This is a genomic window from Streptomyces sp. NPDC020681 (assembly GCF_044334895.1).
Taxonomy (GTDB): Bacteria; Actinomycetota; Actinomycetes; order Streptomycetales; family Streptomycetaceae; genus Streptomyces.
Genome location: NZ_JBIRTX010000005.1, coordinates 468,558 through 491,065, shown reverse-complemented (window position 1 = coordinate 491,065; position 22,508 = coordinate 468,558). Strand labels below are relative to the sequence as shown.

The following is a 22,508-nucleotide window of genomic DNA, read 5'->3' as shown; positions in this document are numbered from 1 at the left end:
AATGTCCTTCCCAATCCTCACGGTGACGGCGGCACTGCCGGCCGTCGGCGCGATCGTCACGGCCGCAGTGCCGGCGGCGAGGCGCACCGCCGCCAAGTGGCTGGCGCTGCTGGTTTCGCTCGCCACGCTCGTACTGGCCGCGATCGTGCTCGTACGGTTCGAGCCCGGCGGCGACCGGTACCAACTGACCGAGTCCCACAGCTGGATCAGGGACTTCGGCGTACGGTACGAACTCGGCGTGGACGGCATCGGGGTCGTGCTGATCGCACTGACCGCGCTGCTGATCCCCTTTGTGATCCTGGCGGGCTGGCACGACGCAGATCCCCAGGAGACCGGCAGCAAGCGCTGGCGGCCCACGCAGGGCTTCTTCGCCATGATCCTCGCGGTCGAGGCGATGGTGATCCTCTCCTTCGAGGCCACCGACGTCTTCCTCTTCTACATCCTCTTCGAAGCCATGCTCATCCCGATGTACTTCCTCATCGGCGGCTTCGGGGACCGGGCCCACGCGGGCAGCGACGAGAACGCGGCGACCCAACGCTCGTACGCGGCGGTCAAGTTCCTGCTCTACAACCTGGTCGGCGGACTGATCATGCTGGCCGCGGTCATCGGGCTCTATGTGGTCGCGGGCAGCTTCTCGCTCTCCGAGATCGCCGAGGCGCGGGCGTCCGGCCAGCTGGACATGGCGACCAACACCGAGCGGCTGCTGTTCCTCGGCTTCTTCTTCGCCTTCGCGATCAAGGCGCCGCTGTGGCCGCTGCACACCTGGCTGCCGAACGCGATGGGCGAGGCGACCGCGCCGGTCGCCGTGCTGATCACCGCGGTCGTCGACAAGGTCGGCACGTTCGCGATGCTGCGGTTCTGCCTCCAGCTCTTCCCGGAGGCGAGCAAGTGGGCCACGCCGGTCATCGTCGTACTGGCGCTGATCAGCATCGTCTACGGAGCGCTGCTGGCGGTCGGCCAGCGCGACATCAAGCGGCTGGTCGCGTATGCCTCGATCTCGCACTTCGGCTTCATCATCCTGGGCATCTTCGCGATGACCTCCCAGGGCCAGTCGGGCGCGACGCTCTACATGGTCAACCACGGAATCTCGACCGCCGCGCTGATGCTGGTGGCCGGCTTCCTGATCACTCGGCGCGGCTCGCGGCTCATCGCGGACTACGGCGGAGTGCAGAAGGTCGCACCGGTCCTCGCGGGAACGTTCCTGATCGGCGGCCTGGCGACGCTCTCGCTGCCGGGTCTCGCGCCGTTCGTCAGCGAGTTCCTGGTCCTGGTCGGGACGTACAGCCGCTATCCGGCGGCCGGCATCGTGGCGACCTTCGGCATCGTGCTCGCCGCGCTCTACACCCTCGTCCTGTACCAGCGGACGATGACGGGCCCGGTGAAGCCCGAGGTGTCGAAGATGCCCGACCTCAAGGCGCGTGAGCTGGCGGTGGTCGCACCGCTGATCGCGCTGCTGCTCTTCCTCGGCGTCTTCCCGAAGCCGGTGATGGACATCATCAACCCCGCGGTGGAGCACACGATGTCCGATGTACAGGAGAAGGACCCCAAGCCCGAGGTGGAGGCGGCCAAGTGAGCGCTACAGCTGTCCACAGCCTGTGGACGACGGCCGCAGAGCCGATCGACAAGATCCCGGCCCCGCACATCGAGTACGCACAGTTGGCGCCCGCGCTGATCGTGGTCGGCGCGGCGATCGTGGGCATCCTCGTGGAAGCCTTCGTACCGCGCAGGTCCCGCTACTACACGCAGGTGTTCCTGACCGTCGTCGCGCTGGCGGCCGCCTTCGCGGCGGTCGTCGGCCTCGCGGCCGCGGGTTACGGCACCACAAAGGCGCACATCGCGGCGATGGGCGCGATCGCGGTCGACGGCCCGGCGCTGTTCCTGCAGGGCACGATCCTGCTGGCGTCGATCGTCGCGGTCTTCACCTTCGCCGAGCGCCGGCTCGACCCGGCGGCGCACGGCAACCGCATCGACTCCTTCGCCGCGCAGGCCGCGTCCGTGCCGGGCAGCGACAGCGAAAAGGCCGCGGTCAAGGCAGGGTTCACCACCACCGAGGTGTTCCCGCTGGCGCTCTTCGCGATCACCGGCATGCTGGTCTTCCCGGCCGCCAACGATCTGCTGACGCTCTTCATCGCGCTGGAAGTCTTCTCGCTCCCGCTCTACCTCCTGTGCGCCGTCGCCCGCCGCAAGCGGCTGATGTCGCAGGAGGCGGCGGTGAAGTACTTCCTGCTCGGCGCCTTCTCCTCGGCCTTCCTGCTGTTCGGCATCGCGCTGATGTACGGGTACGCGGGCTCGGTCTCGTACGCCCGGATCGCCGGGGTGGTCGACGGCAGCGTCCGCACGATCGACCCGGCGCTCGCGGACACCATGGGCAATGACGCGCTGCTGCTCATCGGCGGCGCGATGATCCTGATGGGCCTGCTGTTCAAGGTCGGCGCGGTCCCGTTCCACATGTGGACGCCGGACGTCTACCAGGGCGCGCCGACGCCGGTCACCGGGTTCATGGCGGCGGCGACGAAGGTGGCCGCGTTCGGCGCGCTGCTGCGGCTGCTGTACGTGGTGCTGCCGGGGCTGAGCTGGGACTGGCGGCCGGTCATGTGGGCGATCGCGGTCGTCACGATGCTGGGCGGCGCGATCGTGGCGATCACCCAGACCGACATCAAGCGGCTGCTCGCCTACTCGTCGATCGCGCACGCGGGCTTCATCCTGGCCGGTGTGATCGCGATGACGCCGGACGGCATCTCGTCGGTGATGTTCTACCTCGGCGCGTACTCGTTCGTGACGATCGGCGCGTTCGCGGTGGTCACCCTGGTCCGCGACGCGGGCGGCGAGGCGACGCACCTGTCCAAGTGGGCGGGTCTCGGCCGTCGTTCGCCACTGGTGGCCGCCGTCTTCGCCATCTTCCTGCTCTCCTTCGCCGGCATTCCGCTGACGGCCGGCTTCTCGGGCAAGTTCGCGGTCTTCTCGGCGGCGGCGGACGGGGGCGCGGGGGCGCTGGTGGTGGTCGGTGTGATCTCCTCCGCGATCGCCGCGTTCTTCTACATCCGGGTGATCGTGCTGATGTTCTTCAGCGAGCCGAAGGCGGACGGCCCGACGGTCGCGGTGCCGTCGCCGCTGACGATGACGACGATCGGAGTGGGTGTGGCGGTGACGCTGGTCCTGGGCGTGGCGCCGCAGTACTTCCTGGATTTGGCGAGCCAGGCGGGGGTGTTCGTCCGCTAGCCGGGTCTCTGAGCGCTCGCCGTGGTGTCTTCTGCGACGCCACGGCGAGCGCTTTTGTGTGCGGGCATGTACGTGGGCGGGGCGCTGGGGGTCAGTGGTCGTCCGGCAGTACTCGGAACGCCTTGTGGGCCGTGAGTGGCCGGATCGCGCGGAAGTCCCGGCGGTCAAAGGTGAGCACCGCGTCGGTGCGGAACTCGGAAGCAAGCACTACATTCACGGCATCGGCGAGATCGAGATCCAGATCGCGGTACCGACGCATGACGGCACGGGCCTCGGCCAGCATGTCCGCGGTGATATCCGGAATGATGAACCTCTGCCGTCGGGCCTCCGCGACGATCCCGTCCAGGAATTCCTCCCGCATCGCGGGACCGCCGATCCGGCGCATCAGGTGATCGGCCTCAGCGAGTACGAGTGGAGACAGCACCACCAGTCCTGCTGTCTCCAGCACCCCACGGCTCGCCGCCATCTCGGGGTGGTCCTCGTCAGTGGCGGCCAGTAAGGCGGACGTGTCCGCGACGATGACGATCACGGACGCCGCCTCTTGGTCTCCTCGTAGGCACGGGCCTTCTCGTCCCAGATCTCTCCGAGCGAGGCGTCGTCCGCGGTGCCCGAGGCTCCACTGCGGAACCTGGGCAGCTCAAGGGGAGCCTCCCAATCGCGCTTGGACAAGGCTGCCAGGTGAATGGCCTCGCGAATTATTTCGGCCTCCGCGATGCCTTCGCGCGCGGCGGCCGCTTTGATGATCGCCAGGTCGTCGGCGTCGGCGTAGACCGTGGTGCGCTTGAGTCCCATACACGTATGGTACTCGTTGTATACGTCGGTGGGAGCTGGTCAGCCTGCCGAAGACCGGCCATCCGGCGAGGTCTCATCTGGCTGCGCGGCCCAGTGCGCCGTCGACGCACCCTGCCATCCATCGCTCCGTGAGCGGGAAGGGTGTGACCCCCTCCGTCTCGCCGTGTTCGCCGCACTCCGACTCCGCGCCGCCGTCGTCGCCCGGGCCCGTGGACGTGCCCGCATGTCCGGACGGGATCTCCTCCCGGCCGAAGCGGTAGCCGTCCCGGTACTGCGCCTCCGGGCTCGGCGCGTCCGAGCAGCATGGGCCTGCTGTTGTGCGCCCGTCCAGTACGCCGTGCAGTACGCCGTGGCGAGCGGCGGCTCGGGTCAGGCCGGGGCAGCCGCCCGGGCGGCATAGGCGCGTACGTCCGAGTCCGGGTCGGTGACCGCTGTGGCCAGTGCGGCCCGGGCGTCCTCGTGGGCGGAGTGCCTGAGCAGGGAGAGGACCGCGGCTTTGCGGACATCCGCGTTGGGGTCGCCGAGTGCCTTGGCCAGGGCGGGCACGGCGCGTTCGGTGGTGGCCGTGCCGAGGGCAGTGGCCGCGCCCGCGCGGATCTGCCAGGCGGCCGACGACAGTTCGGTGACCGCCGCGGTGTCGTACGGAGCCGGGCAGCCGGCGGTGGACAGAGCCGCGAGTGCGGCCGCGCGCACCAGGACGTCGGGGTCCTGGAGCAGAGGGGACAGGGCGTCCGGATCGGTCAGGCTGCGGGCGACGGCGACGCGGACCTCGCGGGCCGGGTCGGTGGTCGCGCGGGCGACGGTGTCGAGGGCGTCGACCGAGACCAGGGCGCGTACGGACGCGATACGGACCTCGATGTCCGGGTCGTCGAGCGTACGGGCGTAGCCGGCGGCGTCGCCCAGGCGCAGGGCGCGCTGCACGTCGAGCACCGTGGAGCGGATCCGGGGGTCGTCGTGGGCGAGCGCCGTCACCAGTGGAGTACTCAACTCGGCGGTCGGCGGGAGGACTTCGACGAGCTCCAGGAGAGACGCCGCAGCGGCCGTGCGCACGCCGCGGTCCGGGTCCGCCAGGGTCTCGGCGAGCGCCGGGCCGGTCCCCGGCGGGACGGTCTCGGTGAGTGCGGCGACGGCGGCGCGGCGGACGGCGGGGTCGGGGTCGGTCAGGAAGGGGCGGAGTTCGGGTAGTTGGGGCTCGTCCTCGGCGAGGGCCAGCAGTTCCAGGATGCGGGGTGAGGCGGTGGCAGCCGAGATGTCCTGGCGGATCGTGGCGCGGACGCCGGAGCCCGTCGGGGCGATGTCGCGCGGGCCCGCCGTGGAGACCTGCTCAAGTGGGGCCTCGCCCAGGTGGCGGGACGGGCCGCCCGTGGGGCTGAACTCGTCGACCGGCACCAGGTACGGCGCGACCGGGCGGGCCGTGAACTCCATTGTCCCGGACGGGGACTTGCGCAGGTCCAGGTGGTGCAGCCAGTCCACGTCGTCGCGCCGCGGGTGGTCCGTACGCTCGTGGTACAGACCCCAGCGGGACTCCGTACGGGCGAGGGAGGAGCGGGCCGCCATCTCGGCGCAGTCGCGGATGAAGCTCACCTCCGCGCAGCGCATCAGCTCGTGCGAGGTCTGGGCGCCCATCTCGGCGATCTCGCCCCGCATCCGCTCGAAGTGTTCGACGGCCAGCGAGAGCCGGGCGCCGGACTTGGGCGGGGCGACGTAGTCGTTCACGAATCGGCGGAGTTTGTACTCGACCTGCGGCTGGGGCGGGCCGTCCGGGTTGCGCAGCGGGCGGTAGATCAGTTCGTGGGCGTCCCGGATCTGGTCGGCGGGCAATGCGCCTTCGTACGCGGTGAACCGGGAGGCGTCCTCGCCCGCCAGGTCGCCGAAGACGAACGCGCCGATCATGTAGTTGTGCGGGACGCAGGCCAGGTCCCCGGCTGCGTACAGACCGGGGACGGTGGTGCGGGCGTGGTCGTCGACGCGGACGCCGGAGGCCGAGTGGCCGCCGCACAGGCCGATCTCGGAGATGTGCATCTCGACGTCGTGGGTGCGGTAATCGTGGCCGCGGTTCGCGTGGAAGGTGCCGCGGGTGGGGCGTTCGGTGGAGTGCAGGATGCCCTCCAGCGCGCCGATGGACTCCTCGGGAAGGTGGCTGAGCTTGAGATAGACCGGGCCGCGGTCGGAGGCGAGTTCGGCGGCGAACTCCGACATCATCTGGCCGGACCAGTAGTCGGAGTCGACGAAGCGCTCGCCGTGCCGGTTGACCTGGTAGCCGCCGAAGGGGTTGGCGACATACGCGCAGGCGGGACCGTTGTAGTCCTTGATCAGCGGGTTGATCTGGAAGCACTCGATGCCGGTGAGTTCGGCGCCGGCGTGGTAGGCCATGGCGTAGCCGTCACCGGCGTTGGTGGGGTTCTCGTACGTGCCGTAGAGATAGCCGGACGCCGGGAGGCCGAGGCGGCCGCACGCGCCGGTGGCGAGGACGACCGCGCCCGCGCGGACCGTGACGAACCGGCCGGTGCGGGTGTTGAAGCCCGCCGCTCCGACCGCCTTTCCCTGGGCCGTGAGGACCCTGACCGGCATCACGCGGTTCTCGATACGGATGCGCTCGCGCATCTCGCGGCGGCGCAACTGCCGGTAGAGGACCTTCTTGACGTCCTTGCCCTCGGGCATCGGCAGGACGTACGAACCGGAGCGGTGCACCTGGCGGACCGCGTACTCGCCGTGCTCGTCCTTCTCGAACTTCACGCCGTACGACTCCAGGCGCTGCACCATGCCGAAGCCGCGGGTCGCGGTCTGGCGGACCGTGGACTGGTCGACGATGCCGTCGTTGGCGCGGGTGATCTCGGCGACATAGTCGTCGGGTTCGGCGCGGCCGGGGATGACGGCGTTGTTGACGCCGTCCATGCCCATGGCGAGCGCGCCCGAGTGGCGGACGTGCGCCTTCTCCAGCAACAGCACATCGGCCCCGTGCTCGGCCGCGGTGAGCGCCGCCATCGTGCCGGCCGTGCCGCCGCCGATGACGAGGACGTCGCAGGAGAGTTCGTCCGAGTCCGCGAGTGCGGGGATCTGCATGGCGGTGCCTTTCAGGAACCGAGGGATTCGAGCACGTCGCGGCGCAGGGCGACGGTCGCGGGATCGGCGTGGGCAGCACGGTCGCGCGGCCGCGGCACGTCGAGGACGCGGCCGGTGCCGAGGAGGGCGACCCGGTCGCCGAGGAAGAGCGCCTCGTCCACGTCGTGCGTGACGAAGACGACGGTCGCGCCGGTGCCGCGCAGTACGTCGACGAGGAGCTGCTGCATACCGGCGCGGGTCTGCGCGTCGAGCGCGCCGAAGGGCTCGTCCATCAGGACGGCGCGGGGCTCGGCCGCGAGCGCCCGGGCGAGCTGGACGCGCTGGCGCTGTCCGCCGGAGATGCGGTACGGGAGGTGGGCCGCGCGGTCGGCGAGCCCCACGCGCTCCAGCCACTGCTCGGCCTTCCGGCGGCGCTCGGCACGCTTCGATCCCCGGATGGCTAGGGGCAGTTCGACATTGGCGCGGACCGTGCGCCAGGGCAGCAGAGCGTCGTCCTGGAAGACCAGTGCCCGCTCGGCGCGAGGGGCGGTGATGGGCTCGCCGTCCTGTGCGACCTCGCCGCCGAGCGCGGGAAGCAGCCCGGCGAGCGTGCGCAGCAGCGTGGACTTCCCGCAGCCGGACGGTCCGACGACGGCCAGGATCTCGCCGGGTGCGATGTCGAGATCCAGCCCGTCGAGGACGGTGGCTCCGGGACGGCCGAGTGCGACGCCGGAGAGGGTGAGGCGGGCGCCGCGCGGTGAGGTCCTGGCGGCGGTGGGGGAGAGGGTCTTGGAGGGGCTGGTCACGGGTCACGCCTCCTTGTGGGTGCGGATGGGGGCGGTGGCGCTGCGCGTGGCCGGCTGGGCCGGGGCGGGAGCAAGCGCGGCATCGCGGACCCGGACCCGCGCCACCGGTGTGTGTTCCGTGCGCGGGAGCCACCGCGTCACCCGGCGCCCCGCCAGTTCCACCGCCGTCGACGTCAGCCAGCCCAGCACGCCGATCGTCGCCATGCCCACGAAGACGCCGGGGTAGTCGACGACCGTGTAGTCCTGCCAGGTCCGGTAACCCACCCCGTACTCCCCGGAGATCATCTCCGCCGAGATCACACAGATCCACGAGACGCCGATGCCCACCGAAAGCCCGCCGAGGATCCCGGGCAGCGCGCCCGGCAGGACCACCGAGCCCAGCACGCGCCACCGGCCGCCGCCCATCGTGAGGACCGCCTCCTCCCAGACCGGGGTCAGGGCGCGGACCGCGTGCCGGGTCGAGACCATCACCGGGAAGAACGCCGCGGTGAAGGTGATGAAGACGATGCCCTGCTCGTTGCTGGGGAAGAGCAGGATCGCCACCGGCACCAGCGCGATCGCCGGTATGGGGCGCAGCACTTCGAGGACCGGGCCGAGCAGGTCGGCCGCCAGACGGGAGCGGGCGATGGCCGTGCCGACGGTCACACCCGCGACCGCCGCCAGCGCGAAGCCGGTGACGATGCGGGTGAGGCTGTCGGTCAGGTCCTGCCAGTACGGGCCGCTGCCGACCCGTTCCCCGAACTCCCGCGCCACATCGACGACGGTGGGGAACTGCTCGAAACGCAGCCACAGATTGACGTCGAGCGCGGTCAGCGACTGCCACAGCCCGAGCGCCCCGGCGAGCGAGAGGACGCGCAGGGCATGGCGGCCGGTCATGACGCCTGCTGCAGAGCGTCGGCGTACGGGACGGTGCGGGCGCCGGCATGCGCCGAGACATAGGCCGCGGCACCCGAACGTGTCACGAAGGGCAGCAGCTTCGCGCCGTCCGCCACCCATACCGCCTTGTCGGCGAACCAGAGGGTGCCGGTCGTGGCGTCGGGGACGTACGCCGCCCGGATCAGGCCCTGCTGAGACGCCACATGGCGCAGCAGTTCGGCCGGCGTCGCGAAGGACTTCGTCGTGCCGCCCTTCAGCCACACCTCGCTCTTCGTGGCGTCCGGGGCCGCCGTCAGCGCCTGCGCATAGCCGTCGCCGTACGCCCGCTTCACATACTGCTCGTCGACGAACGCGTCGACATCCACGTCCCCGACCAGCTTCGCCGACTTCAGTACCGGCACGTCCTTCTTCAGCGCGTCCACCAGCGCGGGCTTGACGGCCGTGCCAAACGTGGCGATGCCGTTCGCGCCGTTGTAGAGATAGACGACCTCGGGCGGCAGACCGGTCGCTTCGGCCACCGACTCGGCCGCCGCGACCGGCTGCTTGTTCAGATAGTCCGTCGCGTCGGCCTGGGCGCGCAGGAAGTCCTCCAGCACGGCGGGCCGCTTCTTCGCGAACTCCTCACGCACGGTGACCCCGTGGAAGGTCGGCAGGTTCAGCTCGGCACCGTCGTACAGCGCCTGCGCACGGCCCTGGAAGGCCAGCAGTCCCGGCCAGGCCACGAACTGCGAGAGCGCGTCCGCGCTGCCCGCCTGGAGCGCCGAAGCGCCCACCGCCGGCTGCTGGTTGAGCTTGCGGATGTCCTTCTCCGGGTCGATGTCCGAGCGCTGGAGCGCCCGTACGAGGGTGCCGTCGGCGGCCGAGCCGACGCTCGTCGAGACCTTCTTGCCGCGCAGGTCCTTCAGCGATGCCAGCTTCGAACCGGGCGCGGTGACAATGGTGTTGAGGCCGCCTCGCAGGTTGTAGCCGGTGATGGAGACGAGCTTCGTCGGCCGGTTCAGCTGCTTGCCGCGGGCCGCGTTGATGAGCAGCGGAAAGTCGCCCATCGAACCGATGTCGATCTTTCCGGCGGTCATCTGCGCGGTGATCGGCGCACCTGTGGCGTAGTCCTGCCACTCCACCTTGTACGTGACGCCCTCACGCTTGCCGCGGGCGGCGAGCTCCCGCTCGAAGTAGCCGAGCGAGCGCAGCAGCGTCCCGGCGGTGACGGTGTTGATGGTCTTGGACTGGTAGCCGACGGTGACCGTGACGGTCGAGCCGTCGCCCGCCTCCGCGGAGCCGCCGCAGCCGGTGAGCGGCAGCAGCAGGGCGGCGGCGAGGAGTGGAAGTGGCTTGCGTGTCATGGGAGTTCGGACCTCTCGACCTTCGCCGGGTTCACCGGAGCAGATAGGGCATGTTGACCGTGACCGCGTCGGTGGGACACCGGGCCGCGCACGGGCCGCAGTACCAGCACTCGTCGACGTGCATATAGGCCTTGCCGCTGTCCGGGTTGATCGCGAGGGAGTCGAGCGGGCACATGTCGACGCAGAGGGTGCAGCCGTCGATGCACTTCGACTCGTCGATGGTCACGGGCACGTCGGCGCGCTGGGGGGCCAGAGGCATGGCTGTCTCCAGGAAAGGGGTGCGGGGCGAGGGTCAGAGAGAGCGGTGGAGCAGCCCGCTCATGGTGATGCGGTCGCCGCGGAAGCGGATGAACTCCAGGTCCACGGGGCGTCCGTCGGACAGCTGCGTGAGCCGTTCGAGCATGAGCACGGCGGCGCCGCGCGGGGCTTCGAGTACGGCGGCGGAGTGCGCGTCGGCGTTGACGGCTTCCAGGGTGATCTCCGCCGTGCCCAAGGGCTGTCCGGTCAGGGTCTCGAGCAGTCGGAACACGTCGGTGTGCTCCAGGTCGCAGCCCAGCAGCCCGGCGCCGATGTCCATCGGGACGTAGGTGAGGTCGAGGGAGAGGGGCAGGCCGTTGAGCCGGCGCAGCCGCTCGATGTAGAGCACGTCGGTGTGCTCCGCGACGCCCAGCCGCCGGGCCACGGGTGCGGGCGCGGGGACGGGGCCGACGGTACGGACTTCGTTGGTGACGTCGCCGTGTTCGTGCAGTGTCTCGGCCAGGCCCTGCAGCCGGTCCAGGCCGTGCGGGTACTTCTCGGACACCACGACGGTGCCGACGCCGGGCTGCCGCTCGACCAGGCCCTCCGTGCGGAGCAGATCCAGCGCCTGCCGCACGGTGTTGCGGGAGACCCGGTAGTCGTCGCCGATCGTGCCCTCCAGCGGCAGGACGCCGCCGGGGAAGCCGCCGGTACGCACCTGGTGGCGCAGCAGGTCGGCGAGCTGCCGCGCCTGGTCCGCGCGCAGCCGCCGCCGTCGTGCGGCGGCGAGCGGCACGGTGTGCTCACGGATGCGTTCGGCTGGCATGCGAGGGACCATACCGACGCTGTGTCGCCCGTGGTGTTGCCAGAGTGTTGCGCCACCGGCGACTACCAGCACACCGCGCTGACCTGCGGTGATGCTGGTCAGCGGGAAAGATCTGCCACCCGGGGTGCAGCCGGGCCGTCAGTCGCCGCCGCCCCCGCCTCCGCCGTCGCTCCCGCCGTCTGGACCGATGCTGACGCTGGTCCCCGACTTCTTGTCCTGCTGCACGGCGCGGTACACCGCGTGCGGCGCCCACTCCTCCCGTACGAGGATGCGCAGCGCGCCGCGCTCCCCGCGGGACCCGAATCCCGGATGCAGCACCGAGGCCAGACCGATCGCCGAAGTGAAGGCGGCCAGCAGCCGGCTGCGGCGGTCCGGGAAGCCGGCCGTCACCGACTCGGCATAGCGCCCGCGCACGGGCGCCGACCAGTCCTCGGCGGCCGCGGGGTACCGGTGGTACGGGAAGACGCCCAGGAAGCGGCGTCGGTCCACCCGCAGCGCCCCGCGCTCCACCAGCCGGTGCAGGCACAGCTCTTCCACGTGCCGCCCGGTGCCCCTGACCCACTGCCGGACCCGTAGACCGCGCGGGGTCAGAAGGCTCGCCAGGATCTGCGACGACAGCGGGTCCTGCGGCGGCAGTGGATTGACCACCGTCACCCGGCCGCGCGCCTCGGCGACCCTGCCCTGGAGCTCCAGCTCGGCGAGTGACGCCCCGGCCAGCCCGTACTGGAGATAGCGCCGGTTGACGTACCGGCGGCCCGTCTCCGGGTTGAGCGCGAGCAGCAACAGTTCTTCGGCCAGGGTGAGTCCGGTCATGCTCCGGCGCTCGGTACGACCCGGCCCGTGACCTCGCCGAGGCCGACCCGGACGCCGTCCGGACCCGGCGCCCAGGCCGTCATCCTCACCACGTCGCCGTCCTCCAGGAACGTGCGCTTGCCCTCCGGGAGTTCGAGCGGGTCCCGGCCGTTCCAGGTCAGTTCCAGCAGCGAGCCGCGCTGGTGGACCTCGGGGCCGCTGACCGTGCCGGAGCCGTACAGGTCGCCGGTGCGCAGCGACGCGCCGTTGACCGTCATATGGGCCAGTTGCTGTGCGGCCGTCCAGTACATCGTGGCGAACGGCGGCTCGGCGATCACATGTCCGTTGATCTCCACCGTGATGCGCAGGTTGAGACCGCCCTGCTCGTCCTCGGCCGAGTCGTCGAGATACGGCAGCAGGTCGAATTCGCGGGCCGGCGGCGCCGTGCGGGCCGCGTCCAGGGCCTCCAGCGGGGTGACCCACGCGGAGACGGAGGTGGCGAAGGACTTGCCGAGGAACGGGCCGAGCGGGACGTACTCCCAGGCCTGGATGTCACGCGCCGACCAGTCGTTGAGCAGCGAAAGGCCGAAGACATGCTCGCGGAAGTCGCCGAGCGCCACCGGCCTGCCCAGCTCGGACGGCGTGCCGACGAGGAAGCCGACCTCCGCCTCGATGTCGAGCTTCACCGACGGGCCGAAGACGGGAGCGGCGTCGGCGGGCGTCTTGCGCTGGCCGGCGGGGCGCACGACATCCGTGCCGGAGACGACGACGGTGCCCGAGCGGCCGTGGTAACCGATCGGCAGATGCTTCCAGTTGGGAGTCAGCGCGTCGCCGTCCGGGCGGAACATCCGGCCCACGTTCGTGGCGTGGTGCTCGCTCGCGTAAAAGTCGACATAGTCGGCGACCTCGTACGGGAGGTGCAGCGTGACCGAGTCGATGGGGTGCAGCAGCGGCTCGATGTCGGCCCGGTGTGCGGGCACGGTCAGCCAGGCGGTGAGCGCGCGGCGCACATCGCGCCAGGCGGTGCGGCCCGCGGCGAGCAGCGGATTGAGGCTCGGCCTGGCCAGCAGCGCGGCGTACGGGGAGCCGAGGCTCTGGGCCGCGGCTCCGGCGTCGAGCACATGGTTGCCGATGCGGACGCCGAGCCTGCGGCGGTCGGGCTCGTCGGGCGTGGTGAAGACGCCGTACGGGAGGTTGTGCGGGCCGAAGGGATCGCCCTCGGCCAGATCGAGCGGGCTCTGCTCGGGCATCGGTGCTTGCCTCGCTTTCCACGGGTGTGGACGACACGTTACGTGGACGCGGCCCTGGTCAGGCAAGGGTGCCCGGTGAGGTGCTCAGCCGGCCGCCCGAGGAATCCGCTTCTCCCAGGTGCGGTGGAAGACGATCTCGTCGCCGTCCTTGCAGACCACCTCGTTCTCGGTGACGAAGTCGGCCGCGTCGCAGGTGATTTCGGAACGGGTCCGGACCGTCACGTCCCACTCGGCGTCCGGTTCCGGCTCCGGCCGGTGGAGCCGGGCCGTCCAGTCCGAGCGGGTCCGAGCCGACAGCGGGTCGTCCTCCCGGATCGTGTACGTCTCCACGGCGGTCTCGGTGAGCTCCAGGCCGTCCGGGAACACGCGGGTGCCGTCGGGGACGGGGTCGGTCTCGACCTGCCACTCGCCGGTCGCCACATCGCGGACCACCTGCCGCTCCGGCCGCTGCTCGTCGAGGGTCGCCGCCGAGCCGACGACCGGCGGCCCGGACTGCTCCGGCTCCTCGAAGGCGATCGCGTCGTCGGTGTGCGCGCGTACGGGCAGTTCGAGCCGGGAGCCCGCCGGGTCGATGGTGAAGCCGGCCGAGTCGGCACGGGGCCAGATCCACGGCCAGTACGCGGAGGAGACGGCGAGCCGGATCCGATGGCCCGGCGCAAAGCTGTGGCCGGTCGCGGACAGCTCGAAGGTCACGTCCGCCGTCGCACCGGAGAGGTTGAGCGCGCCGCGGGTCACCAGCGTGGATTCGCCGCCGGGAGCGACATCGCAGAGGCGGGCCACGGCCTGGCCGGACGGGGCGTGAAGGCGCAGCACGACCCGCGGCCGGCCGAGGATCTCCACCGCGTCGCCGGCCACCGGGAAGTCGAAGCAGGCCGAGCGCGCGTCCTCGGCCTGCTGGTCGGGCGGCAGACCGGCATCGCTGTCCGGCAGGAAGCCGCCGGCGTCCAGCCCGGTGTGCTGCGGTGAGTCGACGCGCAGCGGTGCGCCCGGAAGGTCGTACGCGACGGGCGTGACGCGCGGCGACGGCCAGGCGGTGTCGCCGGCCCAGCGGCCCGGCAGATCGCCGCGGACCGCCTCCGGCGGGTGCGAGTCGCTGATCCAGGACCGCAGCAGCGGCTCGCTCATCACGCCGTTGTCGATGCCCTTGAGATGGCAGTCCCACCATCTGAGGGTCTCCTGGAGGAAGCCGATCGCCGGTCCCGGCGCCTGCTCGCGGTCCGGGTACTGGTGCGCCCACGGTCCGATCAGTCCCCGTACGCGATCGGACGGCAGGTGCTCCACCAGTCTGAGGACGGTGTCGCGGTACGGGTCGAGCCGGCCGCCGACGGCGAGGACCGGGGCCTCGACGGCCGAGTAGTACTCGCTGACGCTGCCGTGCTTCCAGTACTCGTCGCGGAGCTGGTGCGCCAGCCAGGTGTGGACGAACGGCTCGACGGCCTCCAGGCGCTTCAGCCACAGCTCGCGCCACTCCTCACCGGCGTACCGCGGGTCCGGCGGGCGGCAGACCGAGGAGAGCAGGGCGGCGGCGCGGGCGGGCATCGCGCCGGCGAGCAGCGAACCGCCCAGGTAATGGGCGTCGTTGTCGTAGCGGTCGTCGGTGGCGCAGACCGTGACGACCGCCTTCAGCGGTTCGGGCGCGAGCGCGGCGATCTGGAGCGCGTTGGTGCCGCCCCAGGAGATGCCGAACATGCCGACGCGGCCTGTGCACCAGGGCCGGGCGGCCAGCCAGTTGACCACCGCGACTCCGTCGGCGAGCTCGGTCGCGTCGTACTCGTCGCCCGGCAGGCCCTCACTGTTCCCGTGTCCGCGAACATCGACCCGTACGGAGGCATAGCCGTGGCCCGCGTACCACGGATGGCGCTGCCAGTCGCGTGGCGCGGTCGCGTCGGTGAGCCGGTGCGGCACATATTCGAGGAGGGCGGGGACAGGCTCTTCGGTGACCGGCCGCCAGATGCGGGCGTACAGCCTCGAACTGTCCGCGACCGGGATCCTTACGTCCTCGTGCAGCGTTTCGTGAGGGAAGCGAGTAGGGAAGCGAGTGCGGTGGCGCATGGCTCTGACCTCGGTCACCCATTCCGGCAAAGCGGAGTACTCCTGGTCGTATCTGCTGATGCCGAACATACCGGCGGTGGCGGGAAGGCGCTCATGGTGATCGAAAGGCGACCGGATACGCTGACTTGAGTGAATCCAGCGACACATCGACAATCCGTGTGATCGTCAGCAGACAGGAGACCCCCTCGTGACCGTCGTCGGGCCGTTCGGGCTGAGCGTGCGGGACCAGGCTCTTGAGGCCGATGTCCAGACCGGACTGTCGGCTGTCGAGGCGGGTCTGCTCGATGCCACCAAGAGCGAGGTGCCCTTCATCACGGAGGCCGCACAGCACCTAGTGCGGGCCGGGGGGAAGCGTTTCAGGCCGCTGCTGGTGATGCTGGCGGCCCAGTTCGGCGATCCGTACGCGCCGGGCGTGGTGCCCGCGGCCGTGGTCGTCGAGCTCACCCATCTGGCGACGCTGTACCACGACGACGTGATGGACGAGGCGGAGGTGCGGCGCGGTGTGGACAGCGCCAACTCCCGCTGGGGCAACTCCGTGGCGGTGCTGACCGGCGACTTCCTGTTCGCCCGCGCCTCCCACATGCTGGCCGATCTGGGACCCGAGGCCGTACGCATCCAGGCCGAGGCGTTCGAGCGGCTGGTCACCGGCCAGATCCTGGAGACGGCGGGGCCGCGCGACGGCCGCGACCCGGTGGAGCACTACCTCGATGTGATCGGCGGGAAGACGGGCTCGCTGATCGCGGTCTCGGGCCGGTTCGGCGCGATGATGTCGGGCGCCGACGAGGGTGTCGTGGACATCCTCACGCAGTACGGCGAGCGGCTCGGCGTGGCCTTCCAGCTCGCCGACGACGTACTCGACATCGCGAGCGACTCGCACGAGTCCGGCAAGACGCCCGGCACCGATCTGCGCGAAGGCATCCCGACGCTGCCGGTGCTGCGTCTGCGGGCGCAGGCCGAGGCGCACGGGCGGCCCGAGGACCTGGAGCTCGTCGCGCTGCTCGACGGCGATCTGACGGACGACGACCGGCTCACCGAGGCGCTGGCTCGGCTGCGGGTGCATCCGGCGCTGGAGCAGGCCCGGCGGGACACCGTGCGGTACGCGGAGGAGGCGCGGGCGACGCTCGGGCCGCTGCCGGAGTGCTTTGCGAAGGCCGCGCTGGAGGAGCTGTGCGACGCGGTGGTCCACCGCGCGGGCTGAGGGCCCGGCACCTCCTGTTTACCTTGGGTTACCGGTCCCGTTTGCCATGAATTAACGGCGCATGCCTATGTGACCCAGGTCACACTGTTGGATTGAGTCTAACCTCGGATCCACTCCGTACCCATGCCCGGAAGCCGACGCACGGGGCGTTGGCATCGGTACGGGGAGATTTCCTGATGAAGCGGACCAAGACCATCCTTGTCGGCACCACCGCTGTCGCCGCCGCGGCCGGCGTCGCGTTCGCCGTCCTTCCGGCCTTCGCCGCCGACGGCAACAGCTCCGCCGGGCACACGGGCCACGGGAACAGCGGCGCGAGCATCGGCGTGCAGAGCGGCGGTGGCAGCGGTACGGACGGCGACGCCGCACTGTTCGTCGCCAGCCTCCGGGGTGCCAATGAGGTTCCGGTGCAGGGCGGGCCCGCCGTCGGTGACCGCGACGGCGCAGCGCTCGAATTTGTGAAGGTCGACGGGGACAAGGTCTCGGTCGCCGTGAAGTTCCGCGGCGTCGACAAGCCGACCGCCCTCCACATCCACCAGGGCGCGAAGGGGGCCAACGGAGGCATCAAGGTCGACTTCGGCGAGGTGCTCACCAAGGGCAAGACCAAGAGCAAGGGCTGGACCGGCGCGGTCACCGGCACCGTCACGGTCAAGGACGCGGCCGTACTGGACGCCTTCAAGAAGGACCCGAACGGGTTCTACGCCAATCTGCACACGGCCGAGTTCCCGGGCGGCGCCGTCCGCGGCCAGTTCCACAAGGTGACCAACTCCTTCCGGTTCGACCGGGCGCTGAGCAACGTCCAGGCCTCGGTCATCAAGGGCAAGCAGATCTACGAGTGCAAGAAGGGCGACGACGGCACGTTCTCCTTCCAGCAGCGCGACGTGCGCGCCGTGCTCGGCGGCGCCATCGCCCACTCCTTCATCGCCCCCAACTCCGGTACGCCGCAGTGGATCGCACCCGACCGCAGCGCCGTCACCGGCAAGCTGATCAGCAAGGTGGCGAACGGCGAGAAGAACATTCCCGAGCTGGATCTGCAGGCCACTCAGTCCGGCAAGAAGCGGGGCCTGTTCGCCGGGACCCAGGAGATCTTCCGGCTGAACACGGTGGGCGGCGTCGCCCCGGCCGGCAGCTGCGAGCAGGGCACGATCGCCGGTGTCCCGTACGGAGCGGACTACGTCTTCATCAAGAAGTGACGGGTCTTCATCAGAAGTGATGGCCTGATCCGGCCTTGCACGCAACAGCCGCGGCGCATCCCCTACTGGATGGGGGAGGCGCCGCGGCTTTCTGTCATCCCAGAGCAGTACGCGAAGTTGCTCCCGCGGACTGACGCCTTCCTCACGCCGATTTGGTCAGATTGAAGCACCACGGACCAACCACGGAGGTAGGGCACACCATGGCACCGAACGACAGCGCAGAGACCACCGAAGAGGCCAAGGACCTCGCAGCGGGCCGCCGCAAGGCCGCGCGCTACATCGTCCCGGTCGCGGTGGCCGGCGTGGCGGCGGCGACCATCGGGCTCGTCCCGGCGCTCGCCGCCTCCGGTGACCCCGATCTGCCGGACATCACGGCGCAGAAGCTCATCGAGAAGATCGCCGCGTCCGAGACCCAGCAGCTCTCGGGCACGGTCAAGATCAAGACGGATCTCGGCCTCCCGGACTTCGGCGGCCTTGCCGAGTCCTTCGTGCCCAAGGGCGGCGCGGGCGGCGGCGAAGGCTCCTCCGCGGCACCCGAGAGCAAGCTGATGGAGCTCGCCTCCGGCTCGCACACGCTGCGGGTCGCCGCCGACGGTCCCGAGAAGACCAAGGTGTCGATCCTCGAGGACAAGGCCGAGTACAGCCTCATCCACAACGGCGACGAGGTCTGGGCGTACGACAGCGCCTCGAACGAGGTATTCCACGCCAAGGACGCCGACGCGGGCAAGGACTCCGGCAAGGAGAGCAAGGCCCCGGGCGAGGACCTTCCGCAGACGCCGAAGGAGTTCGCCGACGAGGCGCTGAAGGCGGCGGACGACACCACGTCGATCACGGTCGGCGGCACCGCACAGGTCGCCGGACGGGACGCGTACCAGCTGGTCATCAAGCCCAAGCAGAGCGGCTCGACGATCGGCTCGATCAAGGTCGCGGTGGACGCCGAGAACGGCACTCCGCTCAAGTTCACGCTCACCCCGAGCAGCGGCGGCAAGGCCGCGATCGACGTCGGCTTCACCAAGGTCGACTTCTCCAAGCCCGCCGCGTCGACCTTCGAGTTCACCGTGCCCAAGGGCGCGAAGGTGACCGAGGCCGACGAGCTGGAGAAGGGGAACGGGGCGAAGGGCCACGAGAAGTTCAAGGAGGAGTTCAAGGGCGGCGAGTTCAAGGGCGAGGACTTCGGCGGCCCCGAGGACTTCGAGGGTCTGAACGTCATCGGCGAGGGCTGGAACGCCATCGCCAAGTTCGAGTCCCCGGCCGGTTCGGACGTCAAGGCGCCCAAGGACGGCGACGTCCCGCCGGAGGCCCAGAACTTCCTGGACGCGCTCGGCGACCCGGTCAAGGGCGACTTCGGCTCGGGCACGGTCTTCAAGACCCGCCTGGTGAACGCCCTGATGACGGACGACGGCACGGTCTACGTCGGCGCCGTCACCAAGGACGCGCTGGTGAAGGCCGCGAACGAAGGCAAGTAACGCTCTTCTGCTCCGCCCCGCCGTACGCGACGTACGGTGGGGCGGAGTGCTGACGCGAGGAAACGAGGCAACGGTGCCAGGCATGACAGCCGTGAGCGAGACAGCCGTCATCCAAACGCGCGGGCTCACCAAGCGCTACCGCGGCGGCCAGCTCGCCGTCGACGGACTCGATCTCGCCGTGCCCGGCGGCAGCGTCTTCGGATTCCTCGGGCCCAACGGGTCCGGCAAGACCACCACCATCCGCATGCTGATGGGCCTCATCGAGCCGACGGCGGGCAGCGCGACGGTCCTCGGCAGGCCGATGCCGCGCGCCGTGCGCTCCGTACTGCCGCACGTGGGGACGCTGATCGAAGGGCCCGCGCTGTACGGGTTCCTGAGCGGACGGGACAACCTGCTGCGCTACGACTCCGCCGACCCGAGCGCCGACCCCCGAACCCGCAAGGCGCGGGTGGCCGCCGCGCTGGACCGGGTCGGGCTGACCTCGGCGGCGGGCAAGAAGGCCAAGGCGTACTCACTGGGCATGAAGCAGCGGCTCGGGCTCGCCTCCGCTCTGCTGCAACCGCGCAGACTGCTGGTGCTCGACGAGCCCACCAATGGCCTCGACCCGCAGGGCATGCGGGAAATCCGTTCACTGGTACGGGAGTTGGCCGCGGACGGCACCACCGTGTTTCTCTCCTCGCATCTGCTCGACGAGATCGAGCAGGTCTGCACGCATGCCGCGGTGATGGCGCAGGGACGGCTGCTGACACAGGGTCCGGTGGCCGATCTGGCGGCGAACGCGCGGGGACGGCTGGCCGTCGTCACGCCCGACACCGGCGATGCCGCGCGGATCCTCAAGGAGCAGGGAGTGGCCGATGTGACGGTCGCCGACGACCGGGTCACCGGCGAGCCGCCCGCCAAGGACCTCGCCGAGGTCAACGCCGCGCTGGTCCGGGCGGGCGTACGGGTACGGGGATTCGGCGTCGAGCGTGCCTCGCTCGAGGACGCGTTCGTGGCGCTGACCGGGGAGGGCTTCGATGTCGCAGGCTGATACGGCTTCGGCCGGAGTGGACCCGACCGGGACGGCCTCCGGCGAGGTGATGGGGACGGGCGAAGCGGGCCGCGGGACGAGTCCGCTGTGGACGCTCGGCCTCTTCCGCTCCGAGCTGGTCACCACGCTGCGCCGCTGGCGCACGCTCGCACTGCTCGGTGTGCTGGCCGCCGTGCCCGTACTGATCGGCATCGCCGTGAGGATCGAGACGGGCAACGGCGGATCGGCCGGCGGCCCGGGTGGCGAAGGCCCCGCCTTCATCACGCAGATCACCAACAACGGCCTGTTCCTGGTCTTCGCCGCACTCGCCGCGACGCTGCCCGTCTTCCTCCCGATGGCGATCGGCGTCATCGCGGGCGACTCCATCGCGGGCGAGGCGAACGCAGGGACGCTGCGCTATCTGCTCGTCGCACCCGCCGGACGCACTCGGCTGCTGCTCGCCAAGTACGCCACGATCTGCGCCTTCTGCCTGGTCGCGACCCTGGTCGTGGCGGCGTCGGCGCTCGCCGTGGGAGCGCTGTTCTTCCCGCTCGGCGAGGTCACGACCATCTCCGGAACCACGATCTCGTTCGGCGACGGGCTGCTGCGGGCCGCGCTGATCGCGGTGGTCGTGGCGGCCTCGCTGACCGGCATGGCGGCGCTGGGCCTGTTCGTCTCCACGCTCACCGGCAGCGGTATCGCGGCGATGGCGACGACGATCGGCCTGCTGATCACGGCGCAGATCCTCGACACGATCCCGCAGTTGCACGCGATCCAGCCGTATCTCTTCCCGCACTACTGGCTGTCCTTCGCGGACCTCATGCGGGAGCCGGTCTACTGGGACGAGGTGCAGAAGAACCTCGGGCTGCAGGCGGTGTACGCGGCGGTGTTCGGGTCGGCGGCGTGGGCGAGGTTCACGACGAAGGACATCACTGCGTAGGACATCGCGGCATAGGCGTGACTGCATGCGCGTGCGGTGAGTGCACGCGCATGCAGTCGGTGGGGGGTGGCGGTCGTGGGGCTCAGAAGGTGAGTTTCCAGCTGTCGATGTAGCCGGTGTCCTGCGCCGCGACGTCCTGGACGCGCAGCTTCCACGCCCCGTTCGCCGCCTCGCTGGACGCGTCCACGGTGTACGTGGCGATGACGTTGTCCGCCGAGTCGTTGCCGCTGGAGTTCTTCAGCCGGTACGTCGTTCCGTCCGGTGCGACCAGGTCGAGTACCAGATCGCCGCGCCAGGTGTGCTTGATGTCCACGGAGGCCTTGAGGGTCGCCGGGGCGTTTCCGGTGCGGCCCGTGACGGACACGCTGGAGGTGACGGCGGTGCCGTTGTCCGGGATGGCGACGTCGGCGGTGTTCTCGTAGAAGTCACCCGGCGGAGTGGTCGGTTCGGTGGACAGGGTCCAGATGGCGTGGGCGATGGCGTCGCTGTTGCGGTCCAGCGCGGTGTCGTTGATGTTCGAGGTGTTGTCGCAGGAGGAGTGGTAGCAGCGGTCGAAGGCCTGGCCCGCCGTGCCGCCCCACTTCTGGGCCTGGGCGCTGGACTTCGTACGGCTCGCGCCGGTGAACAGGCCGCCGACCGCTATGCCCACGTTCTTGAACGAGGCGTGGTCGGAGCGGCCGTCGCCCTCGGTCTCGATCTCGGTGGCGACGCCGATGCCCGCGAAGTAGTCCTTGAGGGTCTTCTCGATCGCCGGGTCGTCGTCGTAGACGAAGTAGCCGGGGTTCGGGGAGCCGATCATGTCGAAGTTGAGATAGCCGGAGATCTTCGAACGCTCCGCGGCGGGCAGGTTGTTGACGTAGTACTTCGACCCGACCAGGCCCAGCTCCTCCGCGCCCCACCAGCCGAACCGCAGATGCTTCGTCGGCTGGAGCTGCGCGCGGGAGACGGCGAGCGCGGTCTCCAGGACGGCGGCCGAGCCGGAGCCGTTGTCGTTGATCCCGGCGCCGGAGGACACCGAGTCGAGATGCGCGCCGGCCATCACGGTCTGGTTGGCGTCTCCGCCGGGCCAGTCGGCTATCAGGTTGTAGCCGGTTGCGCCGCTGGTGGTGAACTGCTGGACGGAGGTGGTGAATCCGGCCGCGTCGAGCTTGGCCTTCACATAGTCGACGGACGCCTTGTAGCCGGCTCGGCCGTGGGCGCGGTTGCCGCCGTTGGCGGTGGCGATCGACTGGAGTTGGGTGAGATGCGCCTTGACGTTGGCGAGGGGTATGTCGGGGGCGGCGAGTACGGGTGTCGGTGCCGCAGTCGCCGCGGGTGCCGCGGAGGCGAGCAGCCCGGCGATGGCCAGGACCGCGGTCGCGGCGACGTGTCTGTAGAGCTTCATGTGGGGGGCTCCCGGATTCCGTTCGGGGACATGACGGAACGTGCGGGTGTGCATGGAGCGCTGTGCGTGAAGCTGTGTGAAGTCGT

The 22,508-nt window shown here is 70.4% G+C and carries 19 protein-coding genes; 7 read left to right on the top strand and 12 right to left on the bottom strand.

Annotated features, from left to right (window positions below; translation table 11 throughout):
- The first annotated feature begins 1 nt into the window (after position 1).
- Complete coding sequence (locus ACH4YL_RS15235) at positions 2–1,573, top strand: NADH-quinone oxidoreductase subunit M (protein WP_398507768.1); 1,572 nt, start codon at positions 2–4, stop codon at positions 1,571–1,573.
- Positions 1,570–3,219: an NADH-quinone oxidoreductase subunit NuoN gene (gene nuoN / locus ACH4YL_RS15230; RefSeq protein WP_398507767.1), complete on the top strand. Its 1,650-nt coding sequence runs from the start codon at positions 1,570–1,572 to the stop codon at positions 3,217–3,219. Before ACH4YL_RS15235 ends, nuoN begins: the two co-directional genes overlap by 4 nt.
- Before the next feature lie 91 nt (positions 3,220–3,310).
- Here nuoN and ACH4YL_RS15225 read toward each other — a convergent pair whose 3' ends face one another.
- The 11 genes from ACH4YL_RS15225 to ACH4YL_RS15175 form a co-directional block, all read right to left on the bottom strand.
- Positions 3,311–3,748, bottom strand: a complete 438-nt coding sequence (locus ACH4YL_RS15225) for a type II toxin-antitoxin system VapC family toxin (protein ID WP_398507766.1) — start codon at positions 3,746–3,748, stop codon at positions 3,311–3,313.
- On the bottom strand, positions 3,745–4,011 hold the full coding sequence (locus ACH4YL_RS15220; RefSeq protein ID WP_398507765.1) for a CopG family transcriptional regulator: 267 nt from the start codon (positions 4,009–4,011) through the stop codon (positions 3,745–3,747). Before ACH4YL_RS15220 ends, ACH4YL_RS15225 begins: the two co-directional genes overlap by 4 nt.
- Before the next feature lie 369 nt (positions 4,012–4,380).
- Entirely contained in the window at positions 4,381–7,074 is a 2,694-nt protein-coding gene (locus tag ACH4YL_RS15215; protein ID WP_398507764.1) for a fumarate reductase/succinate dehydrogenase flavoprotein subunit, read from the bottom strand.
- 11 nt (positions 7,075–7,085) lie between these two features.
- On the bottom strand, positions 7,086–7,859 hold the full coding sequence (locus ACH4YL_RS15210) for an ABC transporter ATP-binding protein (RefSeq protein WP_398507763.1): 774 nt from the start codon (positions 7,857–7,859) through the stop codon (positions 7,086–7,088).
- A 3-nt stretch (positions 7,860–7,862) separates the two neighbouring features.
- Positions 7,863–8,735 carry an ABC transporter permease gene (locus tag ACH4YL_RS15205; protein WP_398507762.1) on the bottom strand — a complete coding sequence of 291 codons (873 nt, stop codon included), beginning with the start codon at positions 8,733–8,735 and terminating at the stop codon, positions 7,863–7,865.
- Entirely contained in the window at positions 8,732–10,078 is a 1,347-nt protein-coding gene (locus ACH4YL_RS15200; RefSeq protein ID WP_398507761.1) for an ABC transporter substrate-binding protein, read from the bottom strand. The genes ACH4YL_RS15205 and ACH4YL_RS15200 overlap by 4 nt, the downstream gene beginning before the upstream one ends.
- A 31-nt stretch (positions 10,079–10,109) precedes the next feature.
- Complete coding sequence (locus ACH4YL_RS15195; RefSeq protein ID WP_266479325.1) at positions 10,110–10,337, bottom strand: ferredoxin family protein; 228 nt, start codon at positions 10,335–10,337, stop codon at positions 10,110–10,112.
- Positions 10,338–10,370: 33 nt separating this feature from the next.
- Complete coding sequence (locus ACH4YL_RS15190) at positions 10,371–11,141, bottom strand: GntR family transcriptional regulator (protein ID WP_398507760.1); 771 nt, start codon at positions 11,139–11,141, stop codon at positions 10,371–10,373.
- Between the two features lie 138 nt (positions 11,142–11,279).
- A complete protein-coding gene (locus tag ACH4YL_RS15185) occupies positions 11,280–11,954 on the bottom strand; it encodes a GPP34 family phosphoprotein (RefSeq protein ID WP_398507759.1) in 675 nt (224 codons plus the stop codon).
- Positions 11,951–13,183, bottom strand: a complete 1,233-nt coding sequence (gene fahA / locus ACH4YL_RS15180; RefSeq protein ID WP_398507758.1) for a fumarylacetoacetase — start codon at positions 13,181–13,183, stop codon at positions 11,951–11,953. The genes ACH4YL_RS15185 and fahA overlap by 4 nt, the downstream gene beginning before the upstream one ends.
- An 84-nt stretch (positions 13,184–13,267) precedes the next feature.
- Positions 13,268–15,235 carry a CocE/NonD family hydrolase gene (locus tag ACH4YL_RS15175; RefSeq protein WP_398507757.1) on the bottom strand — a complete coding sequence of 656 codons (1,968 nt, stop codon included), beginning with the start codon at positions 15,233–15,235 and terminating at the stop codon, positions 13,268–13,270.
- A gap of 187 nt (positions 15,236–15,422) precedes the next feature.
- Here ACH4YL_RS15175 and ACH4YL_RS15170 point away from each other — a divergent pair, with 187 nt between their 5' ends.
- The 5 genes from ACH4YL_RS15170 to ACH4YL_RS15150 all read left to right on the top strand — a co-directional run bounded on the left by ACH4YL_RS15170 (position 15,423) and on the right by ACH4YL_RS15150 (position 21,038).
- Positions 15,423–16,433 (top strand): polyprenyl synthetase family protein, encoded by a 1,011-nt coding sequence (locus ACH4YL_RS15170; RefSeq protein ID WP_398507756.1) that lies wholly within the window; start codon positions 15,423–15,425, stop codon positions 16,431–16,433.
- 176 nt (positions 16,434–16,609) lie between these two features.
- The gene (locus ACH4YL_RS15165; RefSeq protein ID WP_398507755.1) at positions 16,610–17,623 is read left to right on the top strand and encodes a CHRD domain-containing protein; all 1,014 of its coding nucleotides are present in this window, start codon (positions 16,610–16,612) and stop codon (positions 17,621–17,623) included.
- 200 nt (positions 17,624–17,823) lie between these two features.
- Positions 17,824–19,089, top strand: a complete 1,266-nt coding sequence (locus tag ACH4YL_RS15160) for an outer membrane lipoprotein carrier protein LolA (protein WP_398507754.1) — start codon at positions 17,824–17,826, stop codon at positions 19,087–19,089.
- A gap of 82 nt (positions 19,090–19,171) precedes the next feature.
- A complete protein-coding gene (locus ACH4YL_RS15155) occupies positions 19,172–20,119 on the top strand; it encodes an ABC transporter ATP-binding protein (protein WP_398507753.1) in 948 nt (315 codons plus the stop codon).
- A complete protein-coding gene (locus ACH4YL_RS15150; protein ID WP_398507752.1) occupies positions 20,106–21,038 on the top strand; it encodes an ABC transporter permease in 933 nt (310 codons plus the stop codon). The genes ACH4YL_RS15155 and ACH4YL_RS15150 overlap by 14 nt, the downstream gene beginning before the upstream one ends.
- 82 nt (positions 21,039–21,120) lie before the next feature.
- Here ACH4YL_RS15150 and ACH4YL_RS15145 read toward each other — a convergent pair whose 3' ends face one another.
- The gene (locus ACH4YL_RS15145; protein ID WP_398507751.1) at positions 21,121–22,422 is read right to left on the bottom strand and encodes a M28 family metallopeptidase; all 1,302 of its coding nucleotides are present in this window, start codon (positions 22,420–22,422) and stop codon (positions 21,121–21,123) included.
- Positions 22,423–22,508 lie beyond the last annotated feature (86 nt).